Genomic DNA, 14005 nt, shown 5'->3' on the forward strand with positions numbered 1-14005 from the left:
GCAACACGAATCCTAGCGCTGTTTGGCAAGGGCCCGCCCGCGGCGGGTCACTGCTCGCCCCCGCCGGCGCGCACCCAGTAGAAGGTCTTCGGCGCCACCGGCATGGAGGGCGCGCGCAGCCGCCGCTGGGGCGCGGAGCGGAACTGCCCGTCCATTGCGCAATACAGCGGCTCGCCCTCCGGCAGGCTCCGGTGCGCATCGAGCATCGCCTGCAGCGAGACCTCGTCGCTGTGGCAGCGGGTTTCCACCCAGCGGACGTAGAAGCGCTCGCGCGTGGCGACGAGCTGGCTGTGGGGCTGCACATCGCCGTCGGGTCCGATCCAGGTGGCACCGACGTCGAACGCGAGCATCACCGCGTCGGGCGTGTCCATGCCCGCCAGCGCGCCGCTCTGGGCCGCGGAAAGCCAGCCGAGCAACTGGGGCGTGAGTTCGAAGCTGACGGAATCGGGCCCCGACACGCCCGTGCCGGGCACGTCCACGAACACGGTCCGGGTCGCACGGCTCGCCGCCTCGGCCATCAGCATGCGCCGGCGTTGTCGGCGCGTGCGCACATGGACGACGGCGATCAACCCTGCCAGCGGCCCTGCGGTCGCCAGCACCTCGATGGCATTGAAGCCCGACAGCGCCGCATGCACGCCGGCGCCCGCGAATCCAATTCCCAGACTCACACCCGCTCCTCTCGAGGCAGGCTCGCCGGAATCCGCGAGTGCCTGCCGCACAAGGGCTATCGGCAGTCCGCAGGAAAACTTGAGTGCTACTTTGTCGCCTTACTTGATCGACCCGACCGGCCGGGGCGTCATCGCGTCCGCCACATCGACCCAACCCCCGCCCATCGCCTGGTAGACATTGACCACCTGCGTGTAGCGGTCGGTGGTCAGCCCCACCAAGGCGAGCTCGGCCGCAAAAAGCTCCGTGTCCGCCACCAGCACTTCGAGATAGCCGATCAGGCCGCTTTCGAACTTGAGGCGCGACAGCCGCGCGAATTCGCGCAAAGCGATCACTCGCTCGCGCTGAAACGCAACCCCCTCGATGGTCTTCTGCGTGCCGATCAAGGCATCGTTGGTGTCGCGGAAGGCGTTGAGGATGGTCGACTGGTAGACCAGCTCCGCCTGCGCCTTCTGCGCCTCGGCGGACCGGACCTGCCCTTCGATCGCGCCGAAGGTGAAGATCGGCCCGGTCAGGCTCGCGGCGGCCTGCCACGCGGTCGCGGGGCCGGTGAGAAAGCTGCCCGCCGCGGTGCTGGTCGAGCCGTAGAGCCCGGTCAGCGAAATGCTCGGGTAGTACAGCGCGCGCGCCGCGCCGATGCTGGCGTTGGCGGCGACGAGGTTCTGCTCGGCCTGGAGAATGTCGGGGCGGCGTTCGAGCAGCGTCGAAGGCAGGTCGGCGGGGATCAGCGGCGCGACGAGTTGGTCGATGGTCCTGCCGCGCGGGATCGGCCCCGGGTCGCGCCCGAGCAGGATCGAGATGCGCCCTTCCACCGCGGCGATCTGCTGCTCGATCACCGGGATCGACGCCAGCGCCTGCTGCCATTGCGAACGCACCTGCGTGACTTCGGTCTTCGAGACGATGCCGGACTTGAAGCGCAGGTCGAAGATGCGCGCCGTCTCGCCGAAGTTGCCGGCGGTCGCCACCGCGATCTCGCGCTGCCGGTCGAGGCCGCGCAACGTGATGTAGCTCGTGGCGACGCCGGCGACGAGCGTGAGCACCACGCCACGCTGCGCCTGCTCGCTCGCGTAGACCTGCGACTGCGCGGCCTCGCTCAGGCGGCGCACGCGGCCGAAGAGATCGATCTGCCAGCTCGCGCCCAGCGCCGCCTGGTAGAGCGTGAAGTACGGATCCGCCGGCTCCGGAATCGGCGGCTGCCCGACGCGGCTCGCCCGGGTGCGGCTCGCCGCGCCGCTGTACGCGAGCTGCGGATAGAACTGCGAGCGCACCGTGCCCAGCGTGCCGATGAACTGGTCGATCCGTGCCGCCGCCACGCGCACGTCGAGGTTGTCGCGCAGCGCGGTCTCGACGAGCTCGTTGAGCACCGGGTCGCCGAACTGCTCCCACCATTTGGTGTTCGCCACGTCGGCGGCCATCGGATAGTCGATGCGCCAGGCGGCCGGGGCCTGGACCTCGGGGCGCCTGTAGTCGGGGCCGACGGTGCAGCCGCCGACTGCGAAGGCGACGGCGGCCGCGGCCAGCGCGGCCGCGGTGGTCGTCCGGATGCGCTTTCGCGCTGGGGTGGGTGTGGAGTGGGACATCGGTTCAGACTCAGAGAAGGGCCCAGACGAAGAGCAGCGTGACCACGAGCATCACGACGCAGGCCACCGCCCAGCGCCGCAGGAAGGAGTCGGCGTGTTCGAGCGCCGCACCCGCCGCCAGCGCCATGCCCTTGAGCCCGCCCAGTGCGATGCCGACATCGCCGGCGGGAACGCGCGGCAGGCTTCGGAAGCGATCGAGCAGCAAGGCCAGCACCGCGCCGACCAGCACCGGCCAGAGCGCATCCCACAGCGCGGCCGGCGCGAGCGCCTTCGGCAGCGCTTCGAGCGGGAAGTCCACGTAGAGCAGCCACGGGATGACCAGCGATGCCAGCGCCATCGCGATCCAGGCGAAAACGAGCGGGCCGGGTGCGCGCGCCCTGGCATCGCTCGCGGTGTTCTCGCCGAGGCGGCGGGTGAATTGGATCATCAGCAGCGTCGAGGCGATCGACGACACCATGGCCACCGTGCCTGCGAGCCCGCTGCCGAGCAGGTCCTTGGCCGCGTACTTGGCGAGCGAGCCGCCGGTTAGCGGCAACCCGCCGAGCCCGAGCGCGATGATCGCGGCCGGGACGAGCATCGGCCACAGGTGCCGCCGGCCGGTGAGCGCGACCACGCCCACCGCGAGGAAGAGCGAGCCCTTCACGAGCAGGTGATGCGTCGCGTAGAACCCGGCAGCCATCGGGGTCGTGCCATCGCCCGCCGCGAGCCCCATCCCGATCACCGCCACCACGAAGCCCATCTGGCTCACGCTCGAGTACGCGAGCACCGTCTTCGGATTGCGCTGCGTGATGCCGATCACCACGCCGTAGAGCGCGCCGAAGAGACCGACCACCGCGAGCGCATGGCCGAAGCCCGGCATCGCGACATCGAGCGGCAGGAAACGCAACAGCGCGATCACGCTTGCCTTGACCACCGCGCCGCTCATCACGGCCGCCGCAGGGATCGGCGCGGCACTGTAGGCCAGCGGCATCCAGAAATGCAGCGGCACGAGACCCGCCTTCATGCCCAGCCCGATAAGCAGCAAGGTCACGGTGAGATCGCGCGTGGGCGATTCGGGCAGTGCCGCCGCGGCATCGCGGATCAGCAGGCTGCCGTCGGGCGTTGCGTTCGCCATCAGGATCAGGCCCGCGAGCAGGAAGGCCTCGGCCAGCAGCGCGAGCGCGAGGTAGAGCGCGCCCGCACGCATCGCGTCCGGCCCCTGCCCCTGCAGCACGAGGCCGCTCGCGCCGACGCTCAGCACCGCGAGCAGGAAATAGAAGCCGATCAGGTCGGCCGCGAGGAACACGCCGACGCAGCCGGTGAGCGCCATCAGCCAGCAGACGATGAAGCCGTCCGGCTCGGGCCGGTCGCGCAGGAAGCGCTCCGCATACACGCCCGACAGGATCCACAGGAGCGCGGCCGCGCCCAGCAGCATCGCGCCCGGCACGTCGAGCGAGAAGCTGAGCGAGAACAGGTCGTTGCCCAGCTCGAAGCTGCCCGCGTCGGCGTCGAACAGCGCAGCGAGCAAGGCAGGCACCGGCGCGATCACGAAGAGGCGCGGCATGGCGCGGCGCAGCCGCTTCGAGGCGCAGGCGACGAGCAGCAGCAGCGGCAATCCGAGCGCGAGCGGCACCATCACGCCCACGCCGAGCAGGATCGCGAGCAAGGCGGTCGCCGTGATCATGGTCCCTCCACCCACACCAGCAGCGGCCGGCCGATCATCGCCACATCGATCGGGCACAGCGCTGCAGTGCCCAGCAGGAACGAGCACAGCGCCAGCACCAGCACCGCCACCTGCTGGTAGCGCGGCACCGCCTTCTTCGGCGTCCAGCCGGCTTCGGCCGGCTCCATCGCGCGCACCACCACGATGAACACGTAGGCGCTCGTGAGCAGGCCGCCGACGAGCATCACGAGCGCCCACCACCACTGCGCGCTCGCGATCGCGGACGACAGCAGCAGCCACTTCGCGAGAAAGCCGCCCGAAGGCGGCAGGCCGATCAGCGAGGCGCCGCCGAGCGCGAAGGCGACCATCGTCATCGGCAGCGCACGCGCAGCGCCGCGAAGATCGGCCACGCGGTCGTGCCCGAGCGTCGAATAGATCAGCCCCGCGGCCATGAACATCGCGGCCTTCGCGGTGGCGTGGGAAATGGCCTGCAGCATCCCGCCGTTGATCGCAGTGGCGCTGTCGATCTGCGCGGCCTCCAGGCCCGCGATCAGCGGGAACATGAGGAAGAGGTAGCCGATCTGCGCCACCGTCGAATAGGCGATCAGGAGCTTCAGCCGCACCTGGCGCAGCGCCACCACGTTGCCGACCAGGATCGCCGTTGCACCCAACGCCGCGAGCACCTGCGCCGAAGGCAGGGTGACGACATCGGCGAACACATCGAGCCATAGCCGAACGACCAGGAACCACCCGCCCTTGATGACCAGCGCCGACAGCACCGCGCTCGCGGCGGCGGGTGCGCCGGCGTGCGCGGGCGGCAGCCACAGGTGCAGCGGGAAGAGCGCGGTCTTTGCCAGCAGGCCGACCGTCATCAGCACCGCGGCGGTCCAGGTGATCGGCTCGGCGCGGATGCCCTGGGCGAGCAGCGAGATGTCGAGCGTTCCGTAAGCGCCATACAGCAGGAAGACGCCGAGCAGGTAGAACATCGACCCGAGCAGGGCGAACAGCAGGTAGCGCAGCGCCGCCTGCAGGGTCTCGCCGCGCCCGTCGAGGCTCACCAGCGGCACGCCTGCGAAAGTGAGCAGTTCGAGCGCGACATAGAGCGTGAACACGTCGCCGCTCACGAACACCAGGTTGAGCGCGCCCCACACCGCGAGCAGCAGCAGCCAGAAGGTGTAGGGCGCACGCGCTTCCTTCACGCCCTCGGGCGTGCCGAAATCGCCGCAGGCATAGATGCCGATGACACCGATCACCACCGCGATCGCGATGATCATCACCACCGACAGGCCATCCGCGCGCAGCGCCACGCCGAGGGGCGGCACCCAGCCGCCCAGCAGGTACACCACGGGCTGGCCGGAACCTACGACCGCATCGGCGATGCCGAGCGCGACGCAGAGGCCGACCAGCAAGGTGACCAGCGCGACACGCTGCGCGTTTCTGCCGCCGAGCACGAAGCCCAGCATCGTCCCGACGAAGGGCAGCAGCACGGACAGCACCAGCAGCAGACCGCCGGGCGTGGTCGCGTTCATCGCATTGGCCACCGGCACCTAGTGATCTCCCGCGGACGATTCGGTCGTCAATGCAGCGTCGCCCGTTTCTTCGTACAGCCGCAGCAGCAGGGCCACCGCCAGCGCCGACGCGGCGAAAGCCACCACGATCGCGGTGATCAGCAAGGCCTGCGGCACCGGATCGCCGCCCAGCCCCTCTGCGGCGCCGCGCCGCGCGATGACTGCGCACACGAGGAACACGCCGTTGCCGATCAGGTTGAAGGCGAGGATCTTGCGCAGCGGCTGCGGGTTGACGATGAAGCCATAGAGGCCGAGCCCGATCAGCACCGCCGCGCAGAGCCCGAACAACGTGGTCGCTTCGATCATTTCTGCAAGGCCCGGTGCGGGGCGCCCGCGAGCAGCAGGCCGAGCGTGAGCGCGAGCGAAGGCATCAGCGCGAACTCGACCGCGACGATCCACGGCTTGGCGCGGCCTTCCGGATAGCCGAGAAACGCATCCGCCATGACTGCCCCCCCGAAGCCGACGGCGATGAACACCAGGGGCCCGGCGACCAGCCAGAAGCGAAGCGCGATGCGCCCGACCCGCGGCACGTCGGCGAGTCCCCCCATCATCGCGAGCAGCCACATCGCCGCGAGGACCGTGGCGCCCTGGAACTTGCCGCCGGGATCGTCCGCGCCGTACCAGAGGATGTAGATGCCGATCACGATGCCGATCGGCGGCAGCATGCGCGCGAAGTGCGCGAGGATGCTGTTGGGCTCGGCGATCGGCTGCAGGCTCGGACGGCCGCCCCAGGCGCGATCGGGCGCGAGCGACCAGACGCCCAGCAGCCCGAAGGCCAGCACGATCGCTTCGAGCAACGTGTCCATCGCGCGGAACGACAGCAGCACCGCGGTGATCGGATTGCCGACGCCGGTGGTGTGGATGTTCTCCATCACGGCCGGGGCCAGCGTCGGCGTGGCCTCGGGCAGCAGCAGCACGCACGCGGCGACGAGGCCCGCGATCACGATGGAAGCAATGGCCGCGAGCATGCGCGTCGCAGCGCCGGGCCGCGCGAGATTCATTCGCGCTTCCGTGGCGCGCAGGCGCGCGGCCGCACCCACCAGCAGCGCACCGGTCAGCCCGGCGCCGATTGCGGCCTCGGTGATCGCCACGTCCACGGCGGCCAGCCGCAACCACACCGCGGTCAACAGCAGACCGTATGGAATGAACCCCGCAACCGATGCGAAGGTGTCGCGCGCAAAGACGGTCCAACCCGCGAGCCCGATGAACAGCAGCACGAGCGAGGCGTTCAGCAGCAGGCTCATCGCCGGGCCTCCTCCGGTCGTGAAGTGGCCGCATTGCCCTTTGGCTCGCTCTCGCGGATCGCGCGCGCGATCATCTGCGAGGCGGTGGCGGAAGCGAGCAGCACGATGAACCAGATCGCGATCAACTTGAGCCCGAGGCTCACGCTGCCGACCTGCGGCAGAAGTCCGAGCACGATCAGGCCGAGCCCGAGGTTGTCGGCCTTGGTCAGCGCGTGCAGCCGCGTGTACGAATCCGGAAATCGCAGCAGCCCTACCGTACCCGCGACAAAGAAGAACGCGCCCGCGCAGACGGCCACGATGGTGAAGATGTCCGCCATCGTGCGCATCACGTCGGACCTCCGTCGGCATCGGCCTCGTCGCGCACCAGCGCCGAGCCGGCCCGCACGAACGCGATGGTCGCGAAGGGCGCCAGCACCGCGAGGGTCAGCACCACGTTGATGACGATCTCCATGCCGTGCAGCGTGCCCAGCAGCAGCAGGCTCGCGATGCCGCCCGTTCCGAAGAGCATCGCCGCCATCATGCGCTCCACGCTGCCCGGACCGCGCAGCACCGCGACGAGACTGACCGCGACCATCAGGAGGACGAAGGCACAGGCACCGAGCAGGAAGTCATCCATGGGTGCCCTCCTCCGTCACCACGACCAGCGCATTCGTGAGCAGCCGCTCTTCCTTCGCCATCTGCTCCGCCAGCGGCTGGTCGGTATCCAGGCAGTGAAAGATCACCGAGTCCACCGTCTCGTCCACCGGCACCGAACCCGGCATGAGGCTCATGATCGAGACGAAGTCGTTGCGCGCGAGGCCCGGCGGCAGGCTGACCGGGCAGGTGACGAAGCCGGGCTTGAGCCGCATGCGCGGCGACATCGCGCGGCGCGCCACGTCCACGCCGGCCATCACCGACTGCCAGACGAAGTGCGGCACGAAGGCCAGCAGCGCCAGCAGCCGCACATGGCCCACTTCGGGCGGCATCAGGTGCGCGCTGGTCCAGGTCGCGGCCACGGTCGCGACCAGCCCGACCGCGAGATCGGCCGGCTTGAGGCTTGGCAGCAGCACCAGCCAGAGACCGAAGAACAGCACGGCCCGGCTGAGGACGGTGCGGGCGACGGTGGGGGCTGGCGCTTTCATGGGACGGCGCCCCCTTCCGCCATCCGGGGCAAGAGGCTTACGTCGATGCTGCCGAGGCGCTCGTAGAGCCGCACTTCGCCGCGGATCGGCCACCAGTCGTACAGGAAGATCTCCATCGGCCGCCACAGCGCCACCCAGCCGCCGATCACGAGGCTTTCCTGCACGAGCTTCGCGTAGCGCTCCTTGTGGAACAGCACACCCGCCGCCTCGCTGACCGCCAGCGCGGCGCCCAGGAACACTAGCCCGATGAGCAGGCTGATGCGTCCGACGCGGAACAGTTGCGCAAGGCGGCGCCGGGTCGCCTTCTCGCGCTGGCGGAAGTACTGGTCGACCGCCTCGCGCAGCAGGGCCGCGTCCTCGGTTCGTGCGGCGCCGTTGTCGACGTGCACGCGCAGTGCCAGGGGACGCGAGCCCTTGATCTCTCGCGCCCAGTCCACGATGTAGGCCTCGGCCTCGGGGTCGAGGTCGCGCTCGCGGAACGGCGCCGGGTCCATCGAATTGAAGAGCTGCCGCAATTCCGCGACGTGCAGTTCGAGAACCTCGTGCGTGGTCAAGGCGATGCCTCCATCCGCTCAGGCGGCGTCGATCGCCGGCCGCCCGCGCCCTTCGGGAGGAAGCTGGTCTTCCTTGCCGAACACCGCGACGTACATCGTGGGCAGCAGCACCAGCGTCAGCAGCGTCGCCACCAGCAGGCCGCCCATGATCGCGAAGGCCATCGAACCCCAGAACACGGTGGGCGCGATCGGGATCAGGCCCAGCACGGTGGAGATCGAGGTCAGCATCATCGGCCGCAGGCGCGAGGTGCCGGACATCATCACCGCGTCGAACACGCTGTGGCCCTCGCCGCGGTAGGTCTCGATCTGCACCACGAGGATCACCGCGTTCTTCGCGATCATCCCGATCAGGGCCAGGATGCCGAGGATCGCGACGAAGCCCAGCGGCCGGTTGAAGATCAGCAGCGAGAGCACCACGCCGATCAAGCCCAGCGGCAGGATCACCACCACCATCGCCAGCCGCCTGAAGCTCACGAGCAGCACCATCACGCACAGCAGCATGAGCACGATCATCAGCGGCACCACGGCGAACACCGAGTCGCTCGACGCCGCGCTTTCCTCGAACAGGCCACCCGTCTCGACCTTGTAACCCTTCGGCAGCTTGGCGTTGAATTCCTTGATCTGATCGGCCAGCGCCACGACCACGGCGTCGGGCATCACGCCGTGTGTCACGTCCGCGCGCACCGTCAGGGTCGGCACCCGGTTGCGGCGCCAGATCAGCGGCAGCTCCTGATCCTCGTTGAAGGTCGCGAACTGGCCGAGGGGCACCATGCGGCCGGTGGGCGTCGGCACCTGCAGCGAACTCAGGCTCTGGAACGAGGCCCGCTGCTGGTCGGTGGCGCGGGCGACGACGTTCACGAGGTAGATGTCGTCGCGCACCTGCGTGACCACCGTCCCGGTGATCGCAGAGTTGAGGATGCCCGCCAGCGCGGCCGAGCTCACGCCGAGCTGCCGCGCCTCTTCCTGGTTGATGCGGATCTTGACCTGCCGCGCCGGCTCCATCCAGTCGAAATTGACATGCCGCACGCGCGCGTCCGAACCGAGCACGCCCGCCAGGTCCAGCGAATACTTGCGCACCTGGTTCGCGTCGGGACCGCTCACGCGGTACTGCAGCGGCCACCCGACCGGCGGGCCGAGTTCGAGCGGCGACACGCGCGCGACCACGTCGGGGAACTGTTCCGCGAGCACCTTCTCGAGCTTGAGCTGCAGCCGCTCACGTGCGTCGACGTCCTTCGCGACGATGACGAACTGCGTGAAGAAAGGATTCGCGAGCTGCACGTTCAGCGTCAGGATGAAGCGGATCGCGCCGCGCCCGACGTAAGTGCTGAAGTGATCGACGTCGGGATCGCTCTTGAGGATCTGCTCCAGCCGCTGGGCCTGGGCCTCGGTCGCGTGGATCGACGCGTTCTGGCGCAGCGTCATGTCGACCGTGAGTTCGGGCCGGTCGGACGCCGGGAAGAACTGCTGCGGCACGAAGCGCACCAGGAAGATCGTCGCGACGAAGGCCGCGATCGTCACCGCGAAGGTCACCCACTTCGCGCGGATCGCGCCTTCGAGGAAGCGACCGTAGACCGCCGTGACCTTGCTCGGCTTGGCGGCCGGCGCGTCCGCCTTCGGTGCCTTCAGGATCGCCTTGCCCACCAGCGGTGAGAAGATCACCGCCCCGAGCCACGACACCAGCAGCGCCAGCGCGACCACGCTGAAGATCGAGAAGGTGTATTCGCCCGCCGAGCTGCGTGCGAAGCCGATCGGCACGAAGCTGGAGATGGTGACGAACGTGCCGATCAGCATCGGCGCCGCGAGCGTCTTGTAGGCGAAGGTTGCCGCCTGGTCCTTGGTGTCGCCGGCCGCGAGGCGGTTGATCATGGCGTCGACCGTGGTCATCGCATCGTCCACCAGCAGCGTGAGCGCGATGATCAGCGCGCCGAGCGAGATGCGGTGCAGGTCGATGTGCAGTATGTCCATCAGCGCGAACACGATCGCCAGCGTGAGCGGGATCGACAGTGCCACCACCATCCCGGGCCGCACGCCCAGGCTCACGAAGCTGCACACCAGGATGATGATGATCGCCTGCCACAGCGACGACATGAAGTCGTTGATCGCCACATCCACCGTCACCGCCTGGTCGGCCACCAGGGTCGGCTCGATGCCGTGCGGCAGGTTCGCGGTGAAGTCGGCCATCTCCTTCTTGATGTTGGCGCCGAGCGCGAGGATGTCGCCCGCCTCCCGCATCGCGATCGCCAGGCCGATGGCCGGCTTGCCGTTGACGCGGAACATCGGCTGCGGCGGATCGATGAACCCGCGCCGCACCGTGGCGAAGTCGCCGAGCCGGACGATCCGGTTGCCCAGTACCAGCGTGAGCGCCTCGATGTCGCGTTCGGAATCGAAGGAGCCGCTGACGCGCATGAACACGCGCTCCTGGTCGGTCTGGATCGTGCCTGCGGGGCGGATCACGTTCTGCGCCTGCAGCGCGCTGACGATGCTCGGGTAGTCCAGCCGCAGGCCGGCGAGGCGCTCGGTGTTGAACTCGATGAAGATCTGTTCGTCCTGCGCGCCGAGCACCTCGATCTTCGAGACGTCCGGCACCTGGAGCAGCCGCGAGCGCGCGGCCTCGACGTAGTCGCGCAGCTCGCGGAAGTTGAACCCGTCGGCGGTGAAGGCATAGATGATGCCGAAGGTGTCGCCGAAGTCGTCGTTGAAGAACGGGCCGACCACGCCCTGCGGCAGCGTCTGGCGGATGTCGCCGATGTTCTTGCGCACCTGGTACCAGATGTCCGGGATCTCGGCGGGTGGCGTGGACTGCTTGAGGTCGACGAAGATCGTGGTCTGTCCCGCGACGGTGTAGCTGCGCACGCGGTCGAGATGACGCGTCTCCTGCAGCGTGCGCTCCAGGCGCTCGGTGACCTGCTGCAGTGTTTCATCGACGGTCGCGCCAGGCCAGCCCGCGGCGACGACCATGGTCCGGAACGTGAAGGCCGGATCTTCCGCACGCCCGAGGCGCAGGAACGACAGCGTGCCCGCGACCACCGCGATGATCATCAGGAACAGCACCAGCGAGCGCTTGGAGAGCGCCCATTCCGACAGGTTCGGCCCGATCACTGCGCGGCCTCGAGGATGCGGACCTTCTGTCCGGGGCGCAGCGCCTGCACGCCGGCCGTCACGACGAGATCACCAGGCGACAGGCCGGACGTGACCTGGACGCGCGCGGCGTCGAAGGCGCGCACTTCGATCGGGCGCGCCGCGACGAGACCGGTCTTCGCATCGACCACCCACACCGAGGTGCTGTTGCCGGACCGATTGAGCGCCGCGGCGGGAATGTCGATCGCGGGCGTGCTATCGAGCTTCATGCGCCCCGTCACGGTGGTGCCCAGACGCATCGCCGCCGGCGCGTCGATGAGCCGCACACGGACGTTGAAGGTACCGGTTATGGGATCGGCGCGCGGCGACACCTCTCGCACCTTGCCCCTCGCGGTGATCTTCGGATCCTCGGTGAGCGCGATCGTGATGTCGGCATCGGCGGGCGCGCTGTTCTTGATCTGCGCCGGCACGTCGAAAACCGCGTCGCGCGCGCCTTCGCGCGCTACCTGCACCACCATGCGGCCGGCCTGCACCACTTCGCCGGCCTCCGGTCCTCGCGCGGTCACCACGCCGTTCACGTCCGCATAGAGCCGCGTGTAGTTCACCCGGTTCTGCGCCAGCGTGACCTGCGACTGCGCGGTCTCGACCTGCGACTGCGTGACCTTCAGCAGCGAGTCGGCCTGGTCGAAGGAAGCGCGCGACACCGCGTTCTCGGCCAGCAGATCGCGCAGGCGCGTATGGTTGGTACGGGCCTCGACGTTCTGCGCCTGCGCGGCAGCGAGTTGGGCACGCGCCGATTGCAGCGCCGTCTCTTCGTTGAGCGGATCGAGCCGGGCCAGCAACTGGCCCTGCTTCACGCGATCGCCGATCTCGACCTTGCGCTCGATCAACCGGCCGTCGATGCGGAACGACTGGTTGACCTCGGTCTGCGCCTGCACATTGCCGGTCAACGTGACCGTGTCGCCGATCGCGCGCGTCTCGATCTTCATCACGCGCACGGGCCGGACCTCGGCGGCCGGCGCTTCTTCCGCGCGCCTGCAGGCCGACAGCGAAACGACTGCGGCAAGCGCAACGAGCACCGTGGCCCTGTGCAGATACCCGGAATGCTGGCTGACAAGTTCTTCAGGCACGGGCACTCGTCCTCTCTCGTTGGTTGGGTTGACGACTCAGTAGTCCACGGGGTCGCGAACGATCGGGCAGGTCATGCAGTGACCACCGCCGCGGCCGCGGCCGAGTTCGGCGCCGACGATGGTGATCACCTCGATCCCCTGCTTGCGCAGCAACGTGTTGGTGTAGGTGTTGCGGTCATACGCATAAACCACGCCCGGCGATGCGCACACCAGGTTCGCGCCGCTGTCCCACTGGGTGCGCTCGCGCTGGTAGTCGCTGCCGCCGGCTTCCACGACGCGCATCTTCTTGAGGCCCAGCGCCTCGGTCACCACGTCGACGAAGGGCTTCTTCTCGTTGCGCAGCTCGACCCCGCTGGGGTGCTCGCTCGGGTAGTACGAGAAGGTGGTGGTCTTGTTCATGAAGTCCGGCGCGAGCAGCACGCAGTCGCGGTCGGCGAAGGTGAAGACCGTGTCCAGGTGCATCGCCGCACGGATCTTGGGCATGGCCGCCACGATCACGCGCTTCGCCGCGCCCTTCTTGAACAGCGTGGCGGCCAGCTGACTGATCGCCTGGCGCGAGGTGCGCTCGCTCATGCCGATGAGCACGACGCCTTTGCCGATCGGCATCACGTCGCCGCCCTCCAGCGTGGCGAGGCCGTGGTCCTGCGTGGGATCGCCCCACCACACGTTGACCTTGCCCGCGAAGTCGGGATGGAACTTGTAGATCGAGGTGGTGAGGATGGTCTCCTCGTGCCGCGCGGGCCAGTAGAGCGGGTTCAGCGTGACGCCGCCATAGATCCAGCAGGTGGTGTCGCGCGTGTAAAGCGTGTTGGGCAGCGGTGGCAGCAGGTACTCGGTGCCGCCGGCGGCTTCCTTGGCGACCTTGAGCGCCTCGCCGCCATGGGCTTCGGGGAAGTCATGGGTGGAGAGACCGCCGATCAGCGTCTCGGCCAGGTCGCGATGGCTGAGGCCTTCGAGGTAGCTGCGCAGCTCGTCGATGAAGCCCAGGCCCACCTGGTTCGGCACCACCTGGTTGTCGAGGATCCACTTCTTGCCCTCGGGCACCGCCACCGTCTCGGCCAGCAGGTTGTGCATCTCCAGCACTTCGACGCCGCGGTCGCGCATCTTGGTGATGAAGTCGAAGTGATCGCGCTTGGCGTTCTCCACCCACAGCACGTCATCGAAGAGCAGCTCGTCGCAATTGCTCGGAGTCAGTCGCTGATGCGCGCGCCCGGGCGCACACACCATGACCTTTCGCAGTTGCCCGACTTCGGAGTGAACGCCTAACTCGCTGGTCCTGGTCTTGCCTGCCGCACTTGCCTTGGTCATGGTGAGTCTCCTGTTCAGATGGTGATGACGCCCGTGGCGAGGCCGTAGAGGCCCACGACCGCGCCGATGACGATGAGGATGAGGATGAGCCAGTCGATCGGCGAGAACACCGGC

General features: G+C 68.6%; 13 protein-coding genes. All 13 read right to left on the reverse strand.

The annotated features are described in order from the left end of the window. Window positions 1–47: 47 nt before the first annotated feature. The 13 genes from WKW77_RS22930 to arcA all read right to left on the reverse strand — a co-directional run bounded on the left by WKW77_RS22930 (window position 48) and on the right by arcA (window position 13891). Window positions 48–668 (reverse strand): hypothetical protein, encoded by a 621-nt coding sequence (locus tag WKW77_RS22930; RefSeq protein ID WP_340359179.1) that lies wholly within the window; start codon window positions 666–668, stop codon window positions 48–50. Between the two features lie 99 nt (window positions 669–767). After that, window positions 768–2246, reverse strand: a complete 1479-nt coding sequence (locus WKW77_RS22935) for an efflux transporter outer membrane subunit (protein ID WP_340359180.1) — start codon at window positions 2244–2246, stop codon at window positions 768–770. A 10-nt stretch (window positions 2247–2256) separates the two neighbouring features. Further along, window positions 2257–3909 carry a proton-conducting transporter transmembrane domain-containing protein gene (locus tag WKW77_RS22940; RefSeq protein WP_340359181.1) on the reverse strand — a complete coding sequence of 551 codons (1653 nt, stop codon included), beginning with the start codon at window positions 3907–3909 and terminating at the stop codon, window positions 2257–2259. Then, on the reverse strand, window positions 3906–5435 hold the full coding sequence (locus WKW77_RS22945) for a complex I subunit 5 family protein (RefSeq protein WP_340359182.1): 1530 nt from the start codon (window positions 5433–5435) through the stop codon (window positions 3906–3908). Before WKW77_RS22945 ends, WKW77_RS22940 begins: the two co-directional genes overlap by 4 nt. After that, a complete protein-coding gene (locus WKW77_RS22950; protein WP_340359183.1) occupies window positions 5436–5762 on the reverse strand; it encodes an NADH-quinone oxidoreductase subunit K in 327 nt (108 codons plus the stop codon). After that, window positions 5759–6700, reverse strand: coding sequence for a hydrogenase subunit MbhD domain-containing protein (locus WKW77_RS22955; RefSeq protein WP_340359184.1), 942 nt, complete (start codon window positions 6698–6700; stop codon window positions 5759–5761). The genes WKW77_RS22950 and WKW77_RS22955 overlap by 4 nt, the downstream gene beginning before the upstream one ends. After that, a complete protein-coding gene (locus tag WKW77_RS22960) occupies window positions 6697–7026 on the reverse strand; it encodes a cation:proton antiporter (RefSeq protein WP_340359207.1) in 330 nt (109 codons plus the stop codon). Before WKW77_RS22960 ends, WKW77_RS22955 begins: the two co-directional genes overlap by 4 nt. After that, window positions 7026–7316, reverse strand: a complete 291-nt coding sequence (locus WKW77_RS22965; protein ID WP_340359185.1) for a monovalent cation/H+ antiporter complex subunit F — start codon at window positions 7314–7316, stop codon at window positions 7026–7028. Before WKW77_RS22965 ends, WKW77_RS22960 begins: the two co-directional genes overlap by 1 nt. Beyond that, the gene (locus WKW77_RS22970) at window positions 7309–7821 is read right to left on the reverse strand and encodes a Na+/H+ antiporter subunit E (protein WP_340359186.1); all 513 of its coding nucleotides are present in this window, start codon (window positions 7819–7821) and stop codon (window positions 7309–7311) included. Before WKW77_RS22970 ends, WKW77_RS22965 begins: the two co-directional genes overlap by 8 nt. After that, a complete protein-coding gene (locus WKW77_RS22975) occupies window positions 7818–8375 on the reverse strand; it encodes a hypothetical protein (RefSeq protein WP_340359187.1) in 558 nt (185 codons plus the stop codon). Before WKW77_RS22975 ends, WKW77_RS22970 begins: the two co-directional genes overlap by 4 nt. An 18-nt stretch (window positions 8376–8393) precedes the next feature. Then, window positions 8394–11474 (reverse strand): efflux RND transporter permease subunit, encoded by a 3081-nt coding sequence (locus tag WKW77_RS22980; protein WP_340359188.1) that lies wholly within the window; start codon window positions 11472–11474, stop codon window positions 8394–8396. After that, window positions 11471–12583 (reverse strand): efflux RND transporter periplasmic adaptor subunit, encoded by a 1113-nt coding sequence (locus tag WKW77_RS22985; RefSeq protein WP_340359189.1) that lies wholly within the window; start codon window positions 12581–12583, stop codon window positions 11471–11473. The genes WKW77_RS22980 and WKW77_RS22985 overlap by 4 nt, the downstream gene beginning before the upstream one ends. A gap of 36 nt (window positions 12584–12619) precedes the next feature. Next, window positions 12620–13891, reverse strand: coding sequence for an arginine deiminase (gene arcA, locus WKW77_RS22990; RefSeq protein ID WP_340359190.1), 1272 nt, complete (start codon window positions 13889–13891; stop codon window positions 12620–12622). Window positions 13892–14005 lie beyond the last annotated feature (114 nt).

The sequence above is a fragment of the Variovorax ureilyticus genome (assembly GCF_037889935.1).
Lineage (GTDB): Bacteria > Pseudomonadota > Gammaproteobacteria > Burkholderiales > Burkholderiaceae_C > Variovorax > Variovorax ureilyticus.